Origin of the sequence: Spongiibacter nanhainus (assembly GCF_016132545.1) — a bacterium.
Classification (GTDB): domain Bacteria; phylum Pseudomonadota; class Gammaproteobacteria; order Pseudomonadales; family Spongiibacteraceae; genus Spongiibacter; species Spongiibacter nanhainus.
Genome location: NZ_CP066167.1, coordinates 1,569,570 through 1,589,327, shown reverse-complemented (window position 1 = coordinate 1,589,327; position 19,758 = coordinate 1,569,570). Strand labels below are relative to the sequence as shown.

The window sequence follows — 19,758 nt, the reverse complement described above, 5'->3', positions numbered from 1 at the left end:
GCTAGTTTCCTGTCCAGGTTTGTACAAATTCTGAAAGCACCGGTTCGGGGAGTGTCTTTCTCCCCCCGTCCCGACTACCAATGTAGAGGAAGCCGACAATCTCTTCGTTGTCGGCCATGCCCAGGCCCCGCATCACCGTGCGATCAAAGGCGTGGGCACCGGTTCGCCAAATGCCGGCATAACCCAGGGCCTCGGTGGCCAACAGTGCTCCATAGGCGGCGCACCCTGCCGCCAACTGTTGTTCTATTGGCGGAACCTTGGGGTGTTCCACCACCACCGCTGACACCACCAATATCAACGGCGCCCGCAGTGGCTGGGCTTTGAAGCGTTGCAGGTCGCTATCACTGCAATCGGGATTGCGGACAGCAGCCGCATCGGCAAAGACTTGTCCCAGGTGCTCCCGGGCCTCGCCCTGAACGAGCCGAAAGCGCCAGGGCCGCAGCCGTGCATGATCCGGAGCCCGAGACGCCGCGATTAATATTTCGTTCAACTCGGCTTCGGAGGGCGCCGGCTCAATCAGCCGTGCCGATGAACTGCGCTGTTGCAGCAAGGTAAGTGCATTCATCACACCACCTCTGAGCTGCCCGTCAGTTCCTGGTAGCAGGACTCGTAGTAAATCTTCATTTGCTTGGCAATCTGCCGGACATTGCCCCGGATTGGACGTTGCAGTAAACGGTGGTAGAGGAAGTCACCCAGACCACCCCACCGCATGTCGAAATTCAGACTGGTGGTCAACGCCGTTTGCTGGTGGCCGGCATCTTCCAGGCGATAACGAAACTGAGCTCTCTGAAAGGGCGCCGGCGGGCGCTGCTCGCCCCGATGCAGCCGGATCACAAAGCCGTAGCCAGGGTCCCACTCACTGACGGTCTCTTCGATAAAGCGTCCCGACTTTTGGTAAACCCGGCGACTGGCTCCTACACCCTGCTGCTTCTCGGTGGTTATTTCGGTGCCGGTAAGGCCGGGAACATAGTGGTGAGACAGGCTTAAATCCTGCAGTAATTCCCAGGCCGCTTGCCGGGGCATTTCCAGAACGACCCTGGCCGATGCCTCATGTTTCATTAAAATTCGCGCCCTAAATTCAATCGCTACCCACGGCACCATTGCCGAGGGGAGCCTATTCAAACATGAATTGGGGGACTTGTCTTTACACCAACATCGGACGCTGAGTCACAGCGGGAGGCACCGGGTGGGTCTAACCCACCTCAGATAAATCGCTAAGGGTATGACAGCGATCAAAATCCGCAGCGTGGCGGGAAATCCACTCAGCGGCGGCCTGCTCGCCACTCAATTGGCGACCTTCGGTTTGCGCGACCCGGCGGCGGTAGCACTCGATCTGACACAACTGCTCCACCATGCGGGCGCGGTAGGCATCCTGCTCATTACTAAATTGAATACCCACACGAAAGCCTTGGCACTGCCGCTCACACCACACGACCCGGCCGCAACCGAGGTAATCCTCGGCAATCTGGGGAATACGGTAATCCACCAGCGCACCGACCGGCAGGGGCTGAGCGAGATCACAGCACAAACCGCCGTTGCTGACATTACAAATTTGACTGGAATGGGACGCCCGCTCGCTGATGACGCGAACGTCGACGGGTATTTCACTGGGGTGGCGAACAAAGTGACGCATTGGTATTCCCCGCTGTGTCGCTGCCAGAACCCACCCCACGTCGCTGGATTTTATCGGGGTTGGGCATCCGCCGACGCACTCAAACCGCTAGTGCGCGACTCACGTTCAGTGGGCCACATGAGCGGCTTTGGTCACTATTCGTAGTTACCGTCAGGAAGATGCGTTCTTTAACCAATCTGCGTACGGAGAGTCAGTGGCCAGAGCAACCCGCTCCCGCCAGCCCTTGATGCCGATACCATCCACACTGAGCTGGAGGTCATCCGGCTCTAACACGCCCTCCCCGAACTGGTAGATCACCGACAAGTCGCCAGCACAGGCGCGATCGTCATAGGCCTGAGCCTGGGCCAGCACCGGCTCGCGCTTGGCTTGGTAGGCACTCCAGGCCTCGCGGCCGTGGCGTCCCCGCAACAGTCGCTCAGCCACCGCCGGTGACAGCACCGGTAAGGAGGCATTGTTGCCGCCGAAGCCCTTGGCATTCAGGAAGGCCACATCCATGGAGTCAGCGTCTAATGGCAGATGCTGCAGGGGCAAGTGCAGATTACTGTCGTGGACATCCTCGGCAATATGATCGGAGGTGACAATGCCGGGCAGGATGTTGTCGGCCCACACGCCCAATGTAGAGACAAACTGATCCCCCGAAGCGGCGCCGATACTGTGACCCAGGTAGGCCTTAATGGCTGCTACCGGCCACTTCTCGATACCAAACAGCTTGGCCGTCTCATTGAGAATATGAGACTCGGTGACTCGGTTCTGAGGTGTGCTGGTACCGTGAGCCTGGACAAAAGAACGCCGCCTAACCGCGTCCTCACCGAGAATCGCCGCGGCAGTAGACACCGATTTGGCCACAGTCAGATAGTTGCCCACCCCTGGCCCGGATATCGATTTCTTAAATCCGTCGGCACTGACAAAGACCTCGGGCACGGCGGCGTAAATCGCGGCGCCCAACTCCATTGCCAGGGCATCGTCAAACAGCACCACGTATTGGGCACTCTCTGAGACAGTGAAGCCACAATTACTGCTGAAAGGGCGACTGGAGCGGCGGTTGTCGGGACTGTCCCGCCCCTCGTCCAGCTTGGTCAAAGCCGCGTCGGTTGCCAGCGCCCCCATGGTGGTATAGCCATCCATGATTCGCGGCTCTACGGCGGCATCGGCAGCGCCGACAATCGCCACCCGAACATTGCCACTGCGGATTTCCTGTACCGCCTGCCGGAGGTTGTAGAAAAAGGTCGCACAGGCGCCCAGACTTGGACCGCTGGTGCCTACGCTGCCAAGCAGGTAGGCGCTGACAAAATCCGCCGGCATATCTGCCAGCCCCAGGGCCAGGTTTTTAGAGCTAACCCGACCGCCATTGGCCCGTGCCGACAGCATGCCACCGTTGCCATTATCGTCCAGTTGGCCCATTGCCGAGCTGGCAAAGACCCCCACCTGATCGGGGCGCACCGCGTCGCAGATATCGGACCAGTCTATGCCTACCGAGCGTATCGCGTCGGAGGCGGCAAACACCGCCATTTGCAGGCCCTTGGGATGGCTGCGGGAGTTGTACAGGGCGCCGGGGTCAAAGCCGCTGGGCAACTGGCCGGCACTGGTGACTTCGGCCTTGCGGGTGGTGGGCAACAGGAAGTCACAGCTTTCAGTGATGGTAACAGCGACCTGTCCGGCGCCCAGGTCTCGTACCTGCCAGGATTGGGGCAGCTCCTCTGGTAGATGCTTAGCGCGGGTGACAAATTCCAATTGCCCTCCCTCGCCACTCAGGGCCATTTTGCGGTTCCAGGGCACTGCGTCGATATCAAAGGCGCTGGCCTCAATGCGGCGAATTAGCGTGTGGTCGACAATGTGCTGGCGGCTCGCTGCATCCAGCTGCTTGGGGTCCAAACCCATCAATGCTGCCAGGCTTTGCAGGGTGCGCTGTGCTTTGGCCTCTGGCAGCGCATCCAGCACCAGACGTCGGTAGGCATGGTGAAACGACCCCCGCCCCGCTGGGTTAATACCACCGAAACCGACCACCACCGGCAAATGACTCACAACTCACCCCTTATTTATTGCCTTCAACGTATGGAAGTGAGTCTACGCGCCGTCACCCCGGCAACGACATGACTATTACGCCAATTAATGGTATTTTCACGCCATGCCCCCTACCCATTTTGACATTGGCTTTTTGATCTTTGATGGCGCCCTCGCCACCAGCATCAGTCTGCCCATGGAACTGCTGAACACGGTTAACCACCTCTCTCAGCGCGCCAGACGGCGTTCTGCCACCAGCCCCAAACCAATCCAATTCAGTGTAATTGGATTCGACTCCGGACCGGTGAACATGTCCACCGCGCTGAGTGTGTTACCAAGTACTCTCTTCGACCCCGACCGCAGTCTGGATATGCTGATTATTCCCAGCCGCTGGCGCCACCCTCACCGGGGTGCCCCTCAGCAATCCGTCGTGCAAAGCTGGTTGCGTAAACTCGCCGACGAAGGCTGCGAAATCTGTGCGGTGGGTAACGGCAGCTACTTTCTCGCCGAAGCCGGACTACTGAATCACCGTCCGGCAACGACCCACTGGCATTACTTTAGCGATTTTAGCCGACGCTACCCCCAAGTTGATCTGAAACGGGACTACCTGATCACCCATTCCGCCTCCCTGTATTGCACCGGCAGCGTCAACGCCGCCGCCGATCTGCTGATCCACCTAATCGACCGGCACTGGGGGCCAAGCTTTGCCCGCCATGCCACCCAGCAGTTCTCGCCGGAGAGCCGCCGCCCTTTCGCCACCACAGCCTACAGCGAGGAGCGTCGCAATCTGCATGGCGACGAGGCCATCGCTTTAATGCAAAACTGGCTGAACCGACACTACGCCGATACCGTTTCGGTGGCAGAGATGGCCACGCGCTGCGGCATCAGTGAGCGCAGTTTTCAGCGTCGATTCAAACAGGCCGCAGGCGTATCAGCCCAGCAGTATGTACAAAACCTGCGCCTGGATGCAGCCCGGGAATTACTGCAAAACAGTAATCTCTCCATTGAGGAAATCAGCCAGCATTGCGGCTATAGCGACAGTAGCTATTTCTGTCGGCAGTTTCGCCGCCGCCTCGGCAACTCACCCGCGGCCTATCGCCAAGCAGTGCGCCGCAAACTGTTTGCCGTCGACCAAAACCCACATCAATATTGATATATACTGTGCCGCCCTCCAACCGGCTTCGTTCCAGCGCCACTATGAATATCGGACAACTCAATACCCTCACCGTGACCCGCCTCACTTCAGCCGGTGCGTATCTTGGTAATGATGAGGGCGACGAAGCCTTACTGGTCAAACCCAGCGGTGAACTTGCTGTGGGGGAGTCGCTAACCGTGTTTGTCTACCGTTTTGGCGACGGCAGCCTGGGTGCCAGCGAACAAACGCCACTGGCCCAGTGCGGCGACGTTGCCGAACTTACCGTCAGCGAAGTCAACGACACTGGCGCTTTTCTGGACTGGGGCTTGGACAAACAACTGCTGTTACCTCACGGCGAGCAGTTGGGCCGGGTGTCAGCCGGGAAACCGGTCATCGTCAAACTCTACCTGGACCAACAGCAGCGTATCGTGGCCAGTATGCGCCTGGACCGACACCTGGAAGAGCGCGTGCCTGCCCTGAGGCCCGGCCAACCGGTGCAACTGCTGGTCGCCAAACGCACCGAGCTGGGCTACAAGTGCGTTGTTAATCACCGTTATTGGGGGCTGCTCTATCACAGCGAGTTGGAAGGACCACTGCAATTTGGGCAGCGCCTGGAAGGCTGGGTGAAATATCGCCGCCCCGACCAGCGATTGGATGTGACCCTGGACGCACCTCGCCATCAGCAGGTCGACGATATTGCCGAACTTATCCTGTTGAAACTGGAGGCCAATGATGGCTTTCTCGCCCTTGGGGACAAAAGCCCCCCTGAGGCCATCAAACGTCTTTTCGGCGTTAGCAAGAAAGCGTTTAAAACCGCACTAAGCCGACTGTATAAACAGCGCCGTATCGTGATTACCGACCAGGGCATCGAGCTGCCCCGCCCCGGCTAACGCTTGACTTTTTCCGTGGCGCTAGCCACCAAGACGTAGAACAAGGGTACAAACAGGGTAGCCACAAAGGTCGCCACCACCATGCCGCCAATCACGCCAGTGCCCAGTGCGATGCGAGCACTGGCCCCGGCACCGCTTGCCATTGCCAAAGGCAAACATCCCAAGGTGAAAGCCATAGAGGTCATGACAATGGGGCGAAAACGCAAACGCAACGCGGTCAGGGCAGCATTGACGATATCCATGCCCCGGTCCCGCTGCTGCATCGCGAACTCAACAATCAAAATCGCGTTTTTGCTGGCCAGACCAATCAAACAGAGCAAGCCGATTTGGAAGTAGATACCGTTTTCGATTCCCCGCAACCAGATCGCCAGCACCGCGCCCAGCAACGCAAAGGGCACCACCAGCAGCACTGCCAGGGGCATAGTCCAGCGCTCATACTGAGCCGCGAGAATCAGAAACACGATAACCAGGGCCAACACAAAGGCCTGTGTACCAGTGCCGCTGGACTGCAGCTCCTGATAGGCACTACCTACCCAACCCAGGCTGTAGTCATCACCTAGTTGCCCGGCGGCAATGTCCTGCATGGCGGCGATGGCATCCCCCGAGCTATAGCCCGGCGCCGGATTGCCGAGAATTTTGGCCGACGGAAAGCCGTTGAAACGGGCGATCACGTCCGGCCCCACCACCCGCTGCACGCGAACCAAGCTGCGTAGCGATACCAGATCACCACTATTGGCCCTAACAAATACCTGATTGAGATCGGCCGGGCTGCGCCGGTAGTCTTCCTCGGATTGGAGATTAACCTGGAAACTGCGACCGTAGAGTGTGAAGTCGTTGACGTACAGACTGCCAAACGTGGCCTGCATGGTGCTGAACACATCGTCCACCGGCACTCCCAGGCTCATTGCCTTCTCCCGATCCAGGTCCAGGCGGTATTGGGGCGTATTGATATCAAAGGTGGTCCGCACACCGACCAACTCTGGACGCGCATTGGCCGCCGCCACTAACTTCTGAGTAGTGGCAAACAATGCACTCACATCCGCACCGCTGCGATTTTGCAGGTAGGTCTCAAAGCCACCAGTGGGACTCAGCCCGATAATGGGCGGCGGGTTAAAGGAGATTATGGAGGCGTCCAACAGGTCCCCGCCGGTTTGGGGAATACGCCTAACCATAGCCTCTGCACTACTAGCTGGCCCCTCCCGGTTGGCCCAGGGATGCAACATGGTAAAGGATACCCCGGCGTTGGTTTTCATGGAGGACGACAGTAGATCAAAGCCGGTAAAGGTCATCACCGACGATACCTCGGGCATCTCCAGCATGCGCTTGGACATCTCGCCGGTCACCGCCTCGGTGCGAGAGAGCGAGGCTGCCGGTGGTGTATAAAACGCCGAGAACACATAACCCTGGTCTTCGGCGGGAACCAGGCCTTTGGGCACCACCCGCAGTAGCAAGGCAATTGCCAAACACAGGCCCGCAAACAGCAGCACGCTCAACACCCGGTGGCCTATCACCCAGCGGGTCGCGACGATATAGCCGTGACTCAAGGCGTCAAAACCGCGGTTAAAGCCACCCAGAATACCCTTGCGCGCGCCCCCGCCTGCGGGGTCGTGGGGTTTGAGCAACATGGCACAGAGCGCCGGTGTCAATGTCAGCGCCACAATACCGGACAGAATGACCGACACCGATATCGACACCGCGAACTGCCGGTACATTTCCCCGGTGAGCCCCTCCATAAACACTGCAGGGAGAAAGACTGCGGTAAGCACCAACACAATGGCAATCAGCGGACCGGCTACCTCCTCCATGGCTTGGCGCACAGCGGTTTTGGCGTCGACATGCTGCTCCGACATGATGCGCTCGACGTTTTCAATCACAATGATCGCGTCGTCCACCACAATACCGATGGCCAGTACCAGCCCAAATAAAGTCAGCAAATTGACGGAAAAACCGAATAAATACAGGCCGGCAAACGTGCCGACAATGGATACTGGGATCGCCAGCAATGGGATAAAGGTGGCGCGGACGTCTTGTAAAAACAAAAACATCACCAACACGACCAGCAGCAGTGCTTCAAAGAAGGTCGCAATCACTTCATTGATGGAGTGCTCGACAAAGACCGTGGTATCAAACGCCCGCTCTACTTTCACGCCATCGGGTAATTTGGCCCGGGTCGCCGCTATGACCTGCTCAACTGACTGGGCAGCCTCCAGTGCATTGGCGCCAGGCTGTAGATACACAGCTATTGGTACAGCGTCGTTGCCATTGAAGCTACCACTGAATCCGTAGTCCTTGGCACCCAGCTCTACTCTTGCCACGTCACCGAGATGCAAGGTCGCACCGGAGGCGTCGCTGCGCAGGATGATACGGCGAAACTCTTCGGTGCCGCTCATACGGCCCTGAGTAGTAACCGAATAGGTAAACGCTTCCGGCTCGCTAAGCGGCTCTGCCGCAAAGCTGCCGGCGGCAAAGTTGGCATTTTGCTCCCGAATCGCCTGGGCGATATCGGCGGGGGTAAGGTCGTACTCCGCCAACAGGTCCGGTTGCAGCCAAATGCGCATGGCGTAATCCTTCGCTCCCATCAGACGGGCATCGCCAATACCCGGCAAGCGACGCAGTTCGTCGACGATATTGAGCAAGGCGTAGTTGCTGAGGTAGATCGCGTCGTATTCGGGGCGGTCGGCGGTCAAAGCGTAAATCTGCAAAATACTGGTAGAACGTTTGCGCACCTGAATGCCCAGCCGGGTAACAGCCTCGGGCAGTCGCGCCTCAGCCACGGCAACCCGGTTACTGACGTTGATCGCGGCTTGATCGGGATCAGTGCCGGTGGCAAACGTTACTGTAATGGAGACGCTACCCGAGCTCGACGCCTGGGTATTCATATACAGCATACCGTCGACGCCATTGATCTCCTGTTCCAGGGGCGCAGCGACGGTATCGGCCAGTGTTTCTGCATTGGCGCCGGGAAAGTTGGCGGACACCACAATCTCCGGTGGTAAGAACTCCGGATAAAGCGACACCGGCATCCGCCCCATGGCAGCGGCACCGGCCAGCAAAATCAATAGCGACAGAACAATGGACAGGACCGGTCGTTCGATAAAGAAGCGCAGATTCATTCCCCAGCCCCTTGATCCGAAGACGCCTGACCGCTGGCTTTCCGCTTATCCGCTCTCTCAGGCTGCGGCTCCGCATCTTGGGCTTGCTGAATCTCCACCAATGATCCCGGTCTTACTCTGCCTAAGCCCTCTACTACGATGACATCGCCGGATTCCAATCCCGACTCAACGATCACCCCCGCAGTGGTTTTTAAGCCTAAGGAGACCGGGGCGGGTTGTACCCGCTGACCTTCTACGACGCGATAAACATAGCTACCTTGGGCATTCTGCATTACCGCTCGTTCGGGAATGGCCAGGGCGTTGACACTGCGCAGCCCCTCAAGATGCACGCGAACAAACTGACCGGGAATTAATGTCCCATCGGGGTTGGGAATGGCCGCCCGCATTTGCACTGTGCCGGTTTGCCGATCCACAGCACTTTCGGTGAAGTTAACTTTACCGCTATGGGGGTGAACATAACCATTGGCGGTTTCCACCACGGCCCGGCGCGAGGCCTCTTCAAACTGCAGATCTCCGCTGTTGAGCATACTGCGGAAGCTCAACAACTCACTGTCGGGGATAGAAATGTTTACCCAGATTGGATCGAGCTGAGTGATTTTGGCCAGTACCGACCCCGGCCCCACCAATGAGCCCTCTGAAACCTCTTCCCTGCTGGTAATGCCGCCAATCGGGGCGAGGACCTGGGTATAACCGAGGTTGATTTCGGCCTCTTTGACTTCGGCCCTGGCCATCTTAACGTCGGCCTGCGCCATCTCCAGTTCAGACTGGGTGTCATCCCGCTCGCGCTGACTGATGGCGTCCCGCTTAATCAGCTCCTGGGCTCGGCCCCAGCGCCGTTCGGCAGCGGATAAAGCCGCCTGAGTTTGCGCCAGATGCGCTTTGGCCCGGTCCAATGCAACCTCAAAGGGCGCGGCATCAATTTCAAATAACAACTGCCCCGCTTCGACTTTTTCGCCTTCCCGGTAGCGACGGTGCAGCAATATGCCATCTACCCGGGCGCGCACTTCCACTTCCTTTGAGCCCTCAGCTCGACCGGGGTACTGCAGATCAATCGGCAGGGTATGTGCGCTTAATGCTAGTGCTTTTACAGCAACAGCTCTCTCTTCAGCCACCGTTTGCAACTTTTCGCCGCAGCCGGCAAGCATCATGACAATGGCGAGCATGCTTAATGACAACCGAGGCAGTCTGCGGAGCAATCGTGTGTCGGTGCGCATAGATGGGTCTCCCTCGGTACTGGCAGAAGCGTGCCTGCCGGGGCGTCTAATCCGAAATGATGAGACCATTTTACATACATGCGTGTATGTATGTAAAATTAAATCAACGTTACCGATTAGCGCTTAGCCGGGATAAATACCGCATAGATAGAGGACCTCCACCTTGCGCCGTTCAAAAGAAGAAGCCGAAGCGACTCGGGAGCGAATTCTGGATGCTGCAGAACAGCATTTTGCGTCCCAAAGCATCGCCAAAACTCGAATGGAGGACATCGCCAAAACAGCAGGTGTGACCCGGGGCGCTATTTACTGGCACTTTAAGAACAAGGAGGAGATGCTGGGCGCCTTAAACCAGAGGTTGATCATGCCGATGGAAAGCGCCATGAACGGGCTGCTGGAGAATAACCCCGACGACATTGACGCCGAAAAAATCCAGCAGGCCATTCTCAGCTCCTTACAACATATTGCTGAAAGCAAATCTGCCGAACAGGTATCGCGAGTGATGATTCGCTATGCTTTGTGCGGCGAATCGGAAATTTTGCGGGAGCGAATTATCCGCAACCGGGAAGGCAATATTGATCGATTAAAACGGCTGGTGGAAATAGGCAAGCGGCGCGGTTTTATCTGCCCCGCCCTGCCCGACTTTCAAACTGCAGTGCATATCCATACCCATATCATGGGCATCATCCACCAACTGTTATCTGCCCCCCAGGCCTATCCTAACGGTGCAGCGGATATAAAGTTCTCGCTCAACTGCTTATTCAGTGGCCTGGAGCCCCGCTAGCCGCGCGGGGTATCACCACCTCCACGCAACAGCCGCGGCGGGCGCTCCCGGAAATGACGCGCACCCGGCCACCGAGCTGATGATGGACGATGTTATACACCAGATGTAGCCCCAGCCCGGTGCCGCCCTTGCCACGCCGGGTGGTATAAAACGGTTCAAACACTTTGCCCAAGGCTTCATCGCCAATACCCACACCATCATCGGCGACGCGAATAACGACGTCGTCCCCCACGGCTTCGGCGCTTAGCTCGATGTGTCCCTGCTGGTATTCGGAAAACGCGTGGGTCAGGCTGTTCTCCAACAAGTTGGCAATCACCTGAGTCAAACCCCGCACGACGGTACGCACCCTTAAGCCATTCGGACAGTTTAGGCTCACCCGGTGACCCAAATCCTGAGCGCGGGTTTCTGTATGCTGATAGAAACTATGGAGGTATTCACACAAATCGATCTCCGAGACCTCGGCATCGTCCTTATCTACCGCCATGGCTTTAAAATTTGTCACCAATTTGGCCGCCCGCTGGATATTACTGAGCGACATCTGACTGGCTTCACGCATGCGGCCGACAAGCCCCCGAGCTGACTCTTCCTCGACTTGCTCTTCAAGGTCCTCCAGGCTTCTGGCTAATGTTGTTTCAGCAGTTAGAGCCACGCCCAATGGCGTATTGAGCTCATGGGCAAAGCCCGCCACCAAGCCACTCATCGACGCCATTTTTTCTGACTCAATTAACTGCTCTTGGGTTTCCTTCAACTCTATTATTCGGCGATTGAGCTCCCGCCCCACTTCCCGGGCACGAAAATACTGGCCAGTCAGCACCAGCAAGGTCATGCCCACTAAACCGGTAAACAGCATGCCTGTTGCCAGCACCGCCCAGGGCATGATGGATTGTGCCGATAGCTCAAACCGCGAGTTAGCCCCCACCACCAAATGCCAATGCCGATCCGCAAAGGTAACTGGCCAGCTGTTGGAAAAATTGAGCCGTATGTCTGCGCCATTTTCACCGCTTGGCTTGCCCCGGATAAACAGCCGCTGCCCTGTCGAACCGTTATCTTCGCCGTCACTGTGTTGCCACACCTCAAGCTGCATTCCCTGAAGCGTGTTTTCAGGGACGACGGCCATCATCAGGTCATGGAGCCTGAAGACACCGGCAACATACCCCACTAACCGCACCGGCCCATCCCCTTCCAGGCGCCGGCGCACTGGCAGGTAAACCGCTACTCCCAAGCGACTCTCGGTCTCTTGGACTAAGCGCAGAGGATCAGTGGCTGCTGGACCATTGCGGGCCTCTGCAGCGATCAACGCACGGCGAGGCGAGGCGGCGGAGCTGATGTCGTAGCCATAGGCCGCTCGGTTTCCCGACAGGGGCTCAAGGTAGTCAATGGCCACATAGTCGCGGCGGGGCGACGCCGCCACCAATACGCCGTTGTTGTCACGCTGGGTGATAACCCGGGTTTCCCCCAAAGCCTCGCTCAATTGTCGCTCAAACTCTGGCCGCTGATCGCTGTGAACTACTCGGTTGAAAGCAAGTCCCTGAAAGCCACTTTGGCGCTCGATTATATCGCTGGAGAAATGGCGAAACTCCTCACGTGTGATGTAATGCGAGGTCTCGAACAAGCCTTTAACTGCCCGCAAACTATCCATATAGCGGTCAAAATGATCCTGGATCCGCTGGTAAACTTGAACACTTAGGCGATCGAATTCCGCCTGCTGACGATCCTGCTCCCAGCGGCTGCCAACGACGTAAATAGCCACCATCACCAGTGCGGTGATACATAGAGCGGGGGGAAGTACACGGCGCCGACTCAACCACAAAGCCTTGGGCTCACCGACATAGACAAAGATCAAGGTGGCAAAAATCATCACCCCCAGGCCATCCCCCACCCACCAGGTAAACCAATTGTAGGGGGCACTCTCCATGGCCATTTTGCCGGTGGCGACAAGGGCGCCGATACCCACTGTGGCACTGATCGTTGACGCCACACCGCCGGCGACAAACACAAATATCAGGACGCTTCTCACATCGTCCAGACGAAGAGGAGAACCGACACTGCGCAGCACAGCTTCACGCCCAACCAGGGCCTGCAGTGCCGCTCCCAGGCCAATCAACAGCGGCACTGCCAAGGCGCCCCAGCCCTCTTGTGCAAGCGCGGCCAAGTCGGTATTCACAGCCGCTGACCCCAGCACAACTGCTGGCCAGAGTTTGGCGCCACGCACATATAACACTGCCAGGGCCAAGCCCGCCGACGGCCATATGGCGGTGGCGTAGCCCGGGGGAATTGCCAGCAACAAGGCGGCCTTCCCAGCTACAAAATAGCCGATACTCAGAAACGCAAAGGCTATCCAATAAGACTTATTCATTTTTCATGGCAATACCGAGTGGTTTTGGAGCCAATGTCGCCGACCAAGATACACACCGAGCGGGCAGTTTGCGCCTGATTTACACCTGTCAAAGACGTAGTTCGAGCAGTCTAGGCGGTAGCCAATAGCAACCACCATAGGTAAATCTGCCTAAAACAGCTTGCGACGATTGGTTACCTCAACTTTTCTAGAAAAACTCGACGCGCCAATAACTTATCAATTTACCTCGGAAAGCGAGGCCAGCCGGTAACCATTGATTGCGCACATGACCCTATTCGCAACTTTTATAGCATTTTCCGGCACTGCGCCCTAATTTCCCGACACATCCCGGTTCGATAAATGGCCTCGATTGTAATAAAATGGGCGGTTTGTTCCCGGGCTATTGCGAGCGCACTGCCATTTTGCTCGCTTGGGCAGGGGACGAAAAACACTAAAATCAACAATGGATTTTCAACATGCTCATAGGAATTCCAAAAGAACTCGCGGCGGGGGAGGATCGGGTCGCGATAATCCCGTCCGACGCCAAGAAATTGGTGCGCGCGGGGGCCACAGTGCAGATCGAAGCGGGCCTGGGGGCCGGCAGCGGTTACGCTGACCAAGAGTACACCGACGCCGGTGCCGAAGTGATCGCCGATCGCAGCGCGATTCTCTCCGCTGCCGACATCGTGCTGCGCATCCGCAAACCCGACGTTGGAGAAGTCGCGCAACTCAAACAGGGCTGTATCCACATCAGCTACCTGGACCCCTTCAACGAACACGACTTGATCAAGGCATTCCGGGATCGCGGCATTACCGCCATCAGCATGGAAATGATCCCCCGCAGTACCCGCAGCCAAAAGATGGACGCCCTGAGCTCCCAGGCCAGTTTGGCCGGCTACGTAATGGTACTGCTGGCGGCCACCAAGCTGCCCCGCATTTTGCCAATGATGATGACGCCGGCCGGGACCCTGAAACCCGCCACCGTGTTTGTCATCGGTGCCGGTGTCGCCGGTCTTCAGGCCATCGCCACCGCCAAGCGCCTCGGCGCCAAAGTGGTCGCCTTTGATACCCGTCCGGTGGTGGCCGAGCAGGTCCAGTCACTGGGCGGTAAATTCCTGGAGATCGATCTGGGTGAAACCGGCCAGACCAAAGACGGCTACGCGGTGGAACTGACCGAGGAGCAGCGCCAGCTGCAGTTGGAAGGCCAGAAGAAGCAGATCGCCGAGTCCGACATTGTGATCACCACTGCCCAGGTCTTTGGCCGCAAGGCGCCGGTGGTGGTTACCAAAGATATGGTCGCCGCCATGAAACCCGGCAGCGTCATTGTCGATATGGCCGCCGAGAGTGGCGGTAACGTCGAAGGCACCGTCGCCGGTGAAACTGTCGACGTCGATGGCGTCACCATTATCGGCACCGGCAACTGGCCCAACTACGTCAGCCGGGATGCCAGCCAGATGTACTCCTCCAACCTGTTTAACCTGGTCGATGAAGGCTGGGATCAGGAAGGCAAAGCGTTCAAAGTCGACTTCGACAACGACATCCTCCAGGGCTGCATCATCACCCACGGTGGCGAGATTGTGAACGACACCATCAAAAACTTGATCAAATAAGGAGGCTGAGATGGACATTGTCTTTTTGGCATTCATCCTGGTGCTATCGATATTTCTCGGCTTCGAGCTGATTAACAAAGTCCCCGCTACGCTGCACACGCCGCTGATGTCGGGCTCCAACGCGATCTCGGGCATCACCCTGGTGGGCGCGCTCACCTCGGCGGGCGCCGAGCACACCGTCCTGGCCACTGTGCTGGGTACCCTCGCCGTGGCCATGGCCACCATCAACGTGATCGGCGGTTACATGGTGACCGACCGCATGTTGGCGATGTTCAAGAAGAAAGAGGGAGCGTCTAAATAATGAATATGGATCTGTTGGTCAATCTGTCCTATGTGGCAGCGGCCGTACTGTTTATTTTTGGTTTAAAGATGCTGGGCTCGCCGGCCACCGCCCGCAAGGGTAACCTGGTGTCGGCGATCGGTATGCTGATCGCCGTGGTGATTACCCTGCTCCACCACAGCATTATCGACTACAAGTGGATCGCCGTAGGCTTTATCCTCGGCGGCATCGTTGGCGCCGTGGTGGCCCGCAGCGTGGCGATGACATCCATGCCGGAGATGGTCGCACTGTTCAACGGCTTTGGCGGTATCGCCAGTTTGCTGGTGGGCTGGGCTGCCCTGTACGGCCCCGGCATTGGCGCCTTCTCGCTGGTGACCATTGTGCTGTCGATCCTGATCGGTGGCGTCACCTTTACCGGCTCACTGGTGGCCTACGGCAAACTCAGCGAGAAAATCCCCGGTCGCCCCCTGGTATTTGGCGGTCAGCGCATTTTTAACATCGCGCTGATCATTGGCATTGTGGTGTTTGCGGTGCTGTTTGGCCTCAACCCAGAGGTCAGCCTCTACCTGTACATCGTGATCGCACTGTCGGCACTGTTGGGCATCATGCTGGTGATCCCCATCGGCGGTGCCGATATGCCGGTGGTAATCTCACTGCTGAACAGCTACTCGGGCCTGGCGGCCTGTGCGGCGGGTTTTGCCATCAACAACATCATTCTGATCGTGGCCGGTGCCCTGGTTGGCGCCAGCGGTATCATCCTCACCCAGATCATGTGTAAGGCGATGAACCGCTCTCTGAGCAACGTGCTGTTCAGCGGCTTCAGTGCCGTGTCCAGTGGCGGTGCCGCCAAGATCGAGGGCGAGGCCAAGGCAATGTCGGCAGACGACGCCTACTACGTTCTGGAAGCGGCCACCAGTGTGGTGGTGGTGCCCGGCTACGGTATGGCGGTGGCCCAGGCCCAGCACGCGGTGAAAGAGCTGCAGGAAATCCTCGAGAAGAACGGCGCCGAAGTGGTCTACGCCATCCACCCGGTGGCGGGTCGGATGCCCGGCCACATGAACGTGCTGCTGGCGGAAGCGGACGTGTCCTACGACCTGCTGTTGGAGATGGATGCGGTCAACCCGCGGATGAGCACCTTCGACGTCGCGATCGTCATCGGTGCCAACGACGTGGTCAACCCCGCGGCCCGGGAGATGGAAGGCAGCCCGATCTACGGCATGCCGGTCATCAACGTCGATATGGCCCGCAATGTGTTTGTGATGAAGCGCTCCATGGCCTCCGGCTTTGCCGGCATCGACAACCCGCTGTTCTTTAAAGAGAACACCCGCATGTTGTTCGGCGACGCCAAGGAAATGCTTAACAGCATCATTAAGGCCTTCGATTAAGAAGACCGGTGTTGCTGACATAGCGATTAGAAACGGGCACTTCGGTGCCCGTTTTTATTTGTGGGAGAGACGTTGACGGACATAGAAATCGATGTCCATCCTACGCGCCTGTGATCACAAATGATGGCGTGGAGTGTAGGGTGGACAACGCTGTATCTGTCCACCGATATTGCGACGGACATAAAAGGCGATGTCCGTCCTACCGGGCTGTGATCACAAACGATGGCGTGGAGTGTAGGGTGGACAACGCTGTATCTGTCCACCGATATTGCGACAGACATAAAAGGCGATGTCCGTCCTACCGGGCTGTGATCACAAACGATGGCGTGGAATGTAGGGTGGACAACGCTGTATCTGTCCCCTGATATTGCAACGGATATGAAAGGCGATGTCCGTCCACCGGGCTGTGATCGCAAACGATGGCTTGGAGCGTAGGGTGGACAACGCTGTATCTGTCCACCGATATTGCGACGGACATAAAAGGCGATGTCCGTCCTACCCGGCCAACGAGCCGTGATTGTTAACCCTTACCGCTATCCAGCTCGGGCTCGCGGCGCTGGGCCGGCGCGCTGTTGGCGGCTTGAGGTTGCCGGCGGCTAAGCACCACGGCGACCAGCAAGGCGATCACTAGTGCCAACACCTGACCACCGCCTAATGCGACCAAGGCTGGCATAGCGCTATCGAGCCCGGCGGTGATCCAACTCAGCACCGACCCAACACTGGCCGGGACCCACAGGGTAACGTCGTCGGGATGCTTGACCGGCATAAACAAAAACGCGGCAGCGGCCAGGATTAACCATAGTCGCAAAAAGAATGACTTAAGCCCCCACAGCAGAGCCACCCACAGCAGCATCGCCAATAAGCCAACGCCCAAGTAAACCTGCCAGGAAAACTGGTAATCATTGGGGTCTATCATCGTTGTCACTCAATCCAGTTAATAATGTGTTCTTCCAGGTCCTCGTCGGCGACCTGGGCTTCACTCACGCAGCGATGCCTAACCGATACACCGGCGCTGTGTACGCTGCTGTCATCGCCGCTGACCAGAGGGTGCCAGGAGGCTAAGCCCCGCCCTTCTGACAGACGCCGATAGGCGCAGGATTCTGGCAACCAGTGAAACTGCTGAACATCCGACGGACGCAACTGAAGGCAGTCGGGTACCCGCTCCAAACGCCGGGGGTAATCCCGGCACTGACAGCTTTCTAGATCCAGCAGCCGGCAGGCGACATCGGTATAAAATACCTCGCCGCTGTCCTCGTCCTCTAGCTTGTGGAGGCAACACTTACCGCAACCATCACAAAGCAGCTCCCACTCGCGGGGGCTCATTTCAGCCAGTGATTTGCTGCGCCAAAAAGGCGCCACAGCGGCGATCATCCTCACGACTCCCTGGGCGACAAAGGGGCCTCAGGCTGGGGTGGCAACTGCAGGTAGTAGCCGTTTTCTGCTATCGCCTCCATCACTTTCACTACGTCGGCTCGCGCCAACTTGCGCTCGGGGTGAAGCACCAAGGTCATCGCTCGTTCAGGCTTGCCAAACTGCAGCAACAGGGCTTCGGGCACCTCAGCCAAATCCAAGTGGTGATCCACGTAGAGGTACATGCCCTCTTTTTTCGGGCTGCGGTACACCGCACATATTTGTTTCACGCCTGGCTACTCCCCGCCCGCTGAGCTGTTCGCTGATTCGAGACACGGCGTCAACAACTGTCGACGCCAAAGCGGCACATCAGCGGGTAATTCACCATCGCGAATCACCGCCTCCAACTCCCGCTTTCTGGTCAATACTTCCACCGGAAGCGCCAGCTCGTTGGCCACTTCTTCACAGCAGCGTCGCAATGACTTGACCAGTTGGGACTGCTCCCGGCTCAGTGGGCGTTCAGCCAGCACCGGCAATTCATCCTCCGGGACGTCTTTGGCTGCCGCTATCAGCGACAAGATGGTGTCGCCGTTACGCCGTACCACCCCCGGCGACAAGTCTTTTACCGATGCCAGTGCCCCGGTGGTATCCGGCATACGTCGGGCCACTTCCTGACAGATGGGATCTTTGAGAATGCGTCCCCGAGGCACATCTTTGCGACGGGCTTCTGTTTCCCGCCATTCACATAACATTCTCGCCGCCAACTGCTGACGGGGAGTGAGCTTCCACAGCGACTTAAGACGCTGGTAAGACAGCTCCGGTGGTGTAGGCGAGGATGACGCCACTTGCAGATCGCCCTCCTGCTGCCACCAATCAGTGCGCCCAAGCTCTTCCAAGCGCGCCACAAGCATCGGGTAAATCTGCTGTAGGTAGAAGACATCCAAGGCAGCATACAGCTGTTGGTTGTCGGTCAGAGGGCGCTGCAACCAATCCGAGCGGGTTTCGCCTTTTTCCAGGTGAATATCCAGCACCGCCAGCACCAGCTTCTGATAGCTAAGTCCAACCCCCATGCCGGCCAGCGCGGCGCCGATTTGGGTGTCCAACACCGGCGTTGGAACACAGTCGAACAGGCGCAGAAAGACTTCAAAATCTTCACTGCAGGAATGCAAAACCTTGGTAATTGACGGCGCTCGCAGCAGGTCTAAAAAAGGCGACCAATCCGCTATCTCCAGTGGGTCGATAAGGGCAGTTTCACCCAGGCAGCCAACCTGCAGTAAGCCAGCAATGGGATAAAAGGTATCGGTGCGAATAAACTCGGTATCCAGAGCGATAAAATCGGCGCTCTGCCAGCGCTGGCAACTGGCGCTTAAGGCCTGGTCGCTATCGATGTAGTGGAAATCTATCTGTTCATCCAATTGCGAGCTGTCACTCAAAACGTTGCCGTCCTTTTAATGCATGGGCCAGCGTACCGGCATCGACGTATTCCAACTCCCCGCCCAGGGGCACGCCGTGAGCGATGCGGCTGACCGCCACGCCCAACTGACGCATCTGTTCACTAATATAGTAGGCTGTGGCCTCCCCCTCTACTGTGGGGTTGGTGGCCAGGATCAATTCTTCCACTGCCAGCGCTTTGACTCTTTCCACCAGCAGATCGATACCGATCTCGGCGGGGCCGATGCCATCGATAGGTGACAGGTGTCCCATCAACACAAAGTAAACCCCGCGGTAATCGCCGCTTTGCTCAAAAGCCAGTACGTCGGCCGGCGACTCCACCACACAAATGGTGCGCCGGTCTCGTTTGGGGTTGGCGCATACCAGACACTCATCCAGCTCCGTTAAAGTACGGCAACTACGACAGTGTCCAACCTTGTCGATGGCCGCTTCCAAAGCTTTAGCCAGCCGCGCACCACCGCTGCGGTTGCGCTCCAGCAGCTGAAAACTCATCCGCTGGGCACTTTTAGGGCCCACCCCTGGCAGGCATCGAAGCGCCTCAATCAATTCGTCTATCAGCGGGCTGTACTGGCTGCTCAT

Annotated in this window: 18 protein-coding genes; 6 read left to right on the top strand and 12 right to left on the bottom strand. The window is 57.7% G+C overall.

The window, feature by feature from the left end; genetic code table 11:
• Position 1 precedes the first annotated feature (1 nt).
• From I6N98_RS07180 to I6N98_RS07165, 4 genes are all read right to left on the bottom strand, one after another.
• Complete coding sequence (locus I6N98_RS07180) at positions 2-565, bottom strand: nitroreductase family protein (RefSeq protein ID WP_198571107.1); 564 nt, start codon at positions 563-565, stop codon at positions 2-4.
• Complete coding sequence (locus I6N98_RS07175; RefSeq protein ID WP_198571106.1) at positions 565-1,059, bottom strand: SRPBCC family protein; 495 nt, start codon at positions 1,057-1,059, stop codon at positions 565-567. The genes I6N98_RS07180 and I6N98_RS07175 overlap by 1 nt, the downstream gene beginning before the upstream one ends.
• A gap of 133 nt (positions 1,060-1,192) precedes the next feature.
• The gene (locus I6N98_RS07170; protein ID WP_198571105.1) at positions 1,193-1,633 is read right to left on the bottom strand and encodes a PilZ domain-containing protein; all 441 of its coding nucleotides are present in this window, start codon (positions 1,631-1,633) and stop codon (positions 1,193-1,195) included.
• 150 nt (positions 1,634-1,783) lie between these two features.
• On the bottom strand, positions 1,784-3,655 hold the full coding sequence (locus tag I6N98_RS07165; protein WP_198571104.1) for a beta-ketoacyl synthase: 1,872 nt from the start codon (positions 3,653-3,655) through the stop codon (positions 1,784-1,786).
• Positions 3,656-3,758: 103 nt separating this feature from the next.
• Between I6N98_RS07165 and I6N98_RS07160 the strand changes: the two genes are divergently transcribed.
• Together I6N98_RS07160 and I6N98_RS07155 are read left to right on the top strand one after the other, a co-directional pair.
• Positions 3,759-4,787 (top strand): GlxA family transcriptional regulator, encoded by a 1,029-nt coding sequence (locus I6N98_RS07160; protein ID WP_198571103.1) that lies wholly within the window; start codon positions 3,759-3,761, stop codon positions 4,785-4,787.
• Between the two features lie 44 nt (positions 4,788-4,831).
• Complete coding sequence (locus I6N98_RS07155) at positions 4,832-5,659, top strand: CvfB family protein (RefSeq protein ID WP_198571102.1); 828 nt, start codon at positions 4,832-4,834, stop codon at positions 5,657-5,659.
• On the opposite strand, the gene I6N98_RS07150 is transcribed toward I6N98_RS07155, so the two are convergent.
• On the bottom strand, positions 5,656-8,772 hold the full coding sequence (locus I6N98_RS07150) for an efflux RND transporter permease subunit (protein ID WP_198571101.1): 3,117 nt from the start codon (positions 8,770-8,772) through the stop codon (positions 5,656-5,658). The genes I6N98_RS07155 and I6N98_RS07150 overlap by 4 nt on opposite strands.
• Positions 8,769-9,986: an efflux RND transporter periplasmic adaptor subunit gene (locus tag I6N98_RS07145; protein ID WP_198571100.1), complete on the bottom strand. Its 1,218-nt coding sequence runs from the start codon at positions 9,984-9,986 to the stop codon at positions 8,769-8,771. Before I6N98_RS07145 ends, I6N98_RS07150 begins: the two co-directional genes overlap by 4 nt.
• A 163-nt stretch (positions 9,987-10,149) precedes the next feature.
• Between I6N98_RS07145 and I6N98_RS07140 the strand changes: the two genes are divergently transcribed.
• Positions 10,150-10,767 carry a TetR family transcriptional regulator gene (locus tag I6N98_RS07140; protein WP_198571099.1) on the top strand — a complete coding sequence of 206 codons (618 nt, stop codon included), beginning with the start codon at positions 10,150-10,152 and terminating at the stop codon, positions 10,765-10,767.
• Here I6N98_RS07140 and I6N98_RS07135 read toward each other — a convergent pair.
• A complete protein-coding gene (locus I6N98_RS07135; protein WP_198571098.1) occupies positions 10,745-13,123 on the bottom strand; it encodes a CHASE domain-containing protein in 2,379 nt (792 codons plus the stop codon). The genes I6N98_RS07140 and I6N98_RS07135 overlap by 23 nt on opposite strands.
• 455 nt (positions 13,124-13,578) lie before the next feature.
• Between I6N98_RS07135 and I6N98_RS07130 the strand changes: the two genes are divergently transcribed.
• The 3 genes from I6N98_RS07130 to I6N98_RS07120 are packed head-to-tail and all read left to right on the top strand — an operon-like array spanning position 13,579 to position 16,377.
• Complete coding sequence (locus I6N98_RS07130) at positions 13,579-14,712, top strand: Re/Si-specific NAD(P)(+) transhydrogenase subunit alpha (protein WP_198571097.1); 1,134 nt, start codon at positions 13,579-13,581, stop codon at positions 14,710-14,712.
• Between the two features lie 10 nt (positions 14,713-14,722).
• Positions 14,723-15,013: an NAD(P) transhydrogenase subunit alpha part 2 gene (locus I6N98_RS07125; protein WP_198571096.1), complete on the top strand. Its 291-nt coding sequence runs from the start codon at positions 14,723-14,725 to the stop codon at positions 15,011-15,013.
• Positions 15,013-16,377, top strand: coding sequence for an NAD(P)(+) transhydrogenase (Re/Si-specific) subunit beta (locus tag I6N98_RS07120; protein ID WP_198571095.1), 1,365 nt, complete (start codon positions 15,013-15,015; stop codon positions 16,375-16,377). Before I6N98_RS07125 ends, I6N98_RS07120 begins: the two co-directional genes overlap by 1 nt.
• A 520-nt stretch (positions 16,378-16,897) precedes the next feature.
• Here the strand turns inward: I6N98_RS07120 and I6N98_RS07115 are convergent.
• From I6N98_RS07115 to recR, 5 genes are read right to left on the bottom strand one after another with little or no spacing between them, the layout of a single operon-like run.
• Entirely contained in the window at positions 16,898-17,293 is a 396-nt protein-coding gene (locus I6N98_RS07115; RefSeq protein ID WP_198571094.1) for a hypothetical protein, read from the bottom strand.
• A gap of 5 nt (positions 17,294-17,298) precedes the next feature.
• Entirely contained in the window at positions 17,299-17,748 is a 450-nt protein-coding gene (locus I6N98_RS07110; RefSeq protein ID WP_198571093.1) for a YcgN family cysteine cluster protein, read from the bottom strand.
• Positions 17,749-17,750: 2 nt separating this feature from the next.
• Positions 17,751-18,017 carry a YcgL domain-containing protein gene (locus I6N98_RS07105; RefSeq protein WP_198571092.1) on the bottom strand — a complete coding sequence of 89 codons (267 nt, stop codon included), beginning with the start codon at positions 18,015-18,017 and terminating at the stop codon, positions 17,751-17,753.
• 6 nt (positions 18,018-18,023) lie between these two features.
• Positions 18,024-19,160 carry a ribonuclease D gene (gene rnd / locus I6N98_RS07100; protein WP_232787490.1) on the bottom strand — a complete coding sequence of 379 codons (1,137 nt, stop codon included), beginning with the start codon at positions 19,158-19,160 and terminating at the stop codon, positions 18,024-18,026.
• Positions 19,153-19,758, bottom strand: coding sequence for a recombination mediator RecR (gene recR, locus I6N98_RS07095; RefSeq protein WP_198571091.1), 606 nt, complete (start codon positions 19,756-19,758; stop codon positions 19,153-19,155). The genes rnd and recR overlap by 8 nt, the downstream gene beginning before the upstream one ends.

Bases quoted from the DNA above. Each gene is read 5' to 3' on its own strand.
- I6N98_RS07150 (WP_198571101.1), bottom strand. From the start codon at position 8,772: ATGAATCTGCGCTTCTTTATCGAACGACCGGTCCTGTCCATTGTTCTG.
- I6N98_RS07175 (WP_198571106.1), bottom strand. From the start codon at position 1,059: ATGAAACATGAGGCATCGGCCAGGGTCGTTCTGGAAATGCCCCGGCAA.
- I6N98_RS07120 (WP_198571095.1), top strand. From the start codon at position 15,013: ATGAATATGGATCTGTTGGTCAATCTGTCCTATGTGGCAGCGGCCGTA.
- I6N98_RS07135 (WP_198571098.1), bottom strand. From the start codon at position 13,123: ATGAATAAGTCTTATTGGATAGCCTTTGCGTTTCTGAGTATCGGCTAT.
- I6N98_RS07170 (WP_198571105.1), bottom strand. From the start codon at position 1,633: ATGCGTCACTTTGTTCGCCACCCCAGTGAAATACCCGTCGACGTTCGC.
- I6N98_RS07145 (WP_198571100.1), bottom strand. From the start codon at position 9,986: ATGCGCACCGACACACGATTGCTCCGCAGACTGCCTCGGTTGTCATTA.
- I6N98_RS07115 (WP_198571094.1), bottom strand. From the start codon at position 17,293: ATGATAGACCCCAATGATTACCAGTTTTCCTGGCAGGTTTACTTGGGC.
- I6N98_RS07155 (WP_198571102.1), top strand. From the start codon at position 4,832: ATGAATATCGGACAACTCAATACCCTCACCGTGACCCGCCTCACTTCA.
- I6N98_RS07110 (WP_198571093.1), bottom strand. From the start codon at position 17,748: ATGATCGCCGCTGTGGCGCCTTTTTGGCGCAGCAAATCACTGGCTGAA.
- I6N98_RS07160 (WP_198571103.1), top strand. From the start codon at position 3,759: ATGCCCCCTACCCATTTTGACATTGGCTTTTTGATCTTTGATGGCGCC.
- I6N98_RS07130 (WP_198571097.1), top strand. From the start codon at position 13,579: ATGCTCATAGGAATTCCAAAAGAACTCGCGGCGGGGGAGGATCGGGTC.
- I6N98_RS07180 (WP_198571107.1), bottom strand. From the start codon at position 565: ATGAATGCACTTACCTTGCTGCAACAGCGCAGTTCATCGGCACGGCTG.
- recR (WP_198571091.1), bottom strand. From the start codon at position 19,758: ATGAGCAGCCAGTACAGCCCGCTGATAGACGAATTGATTGAGGCGCTT.
- I6N98_RS07125 (WP_198571096.1), top strand. From the start codon at position 14,723: ATGGACATTGTCTTTTTGGCATTCATCCTGGTGCTATCGATATTTCTC.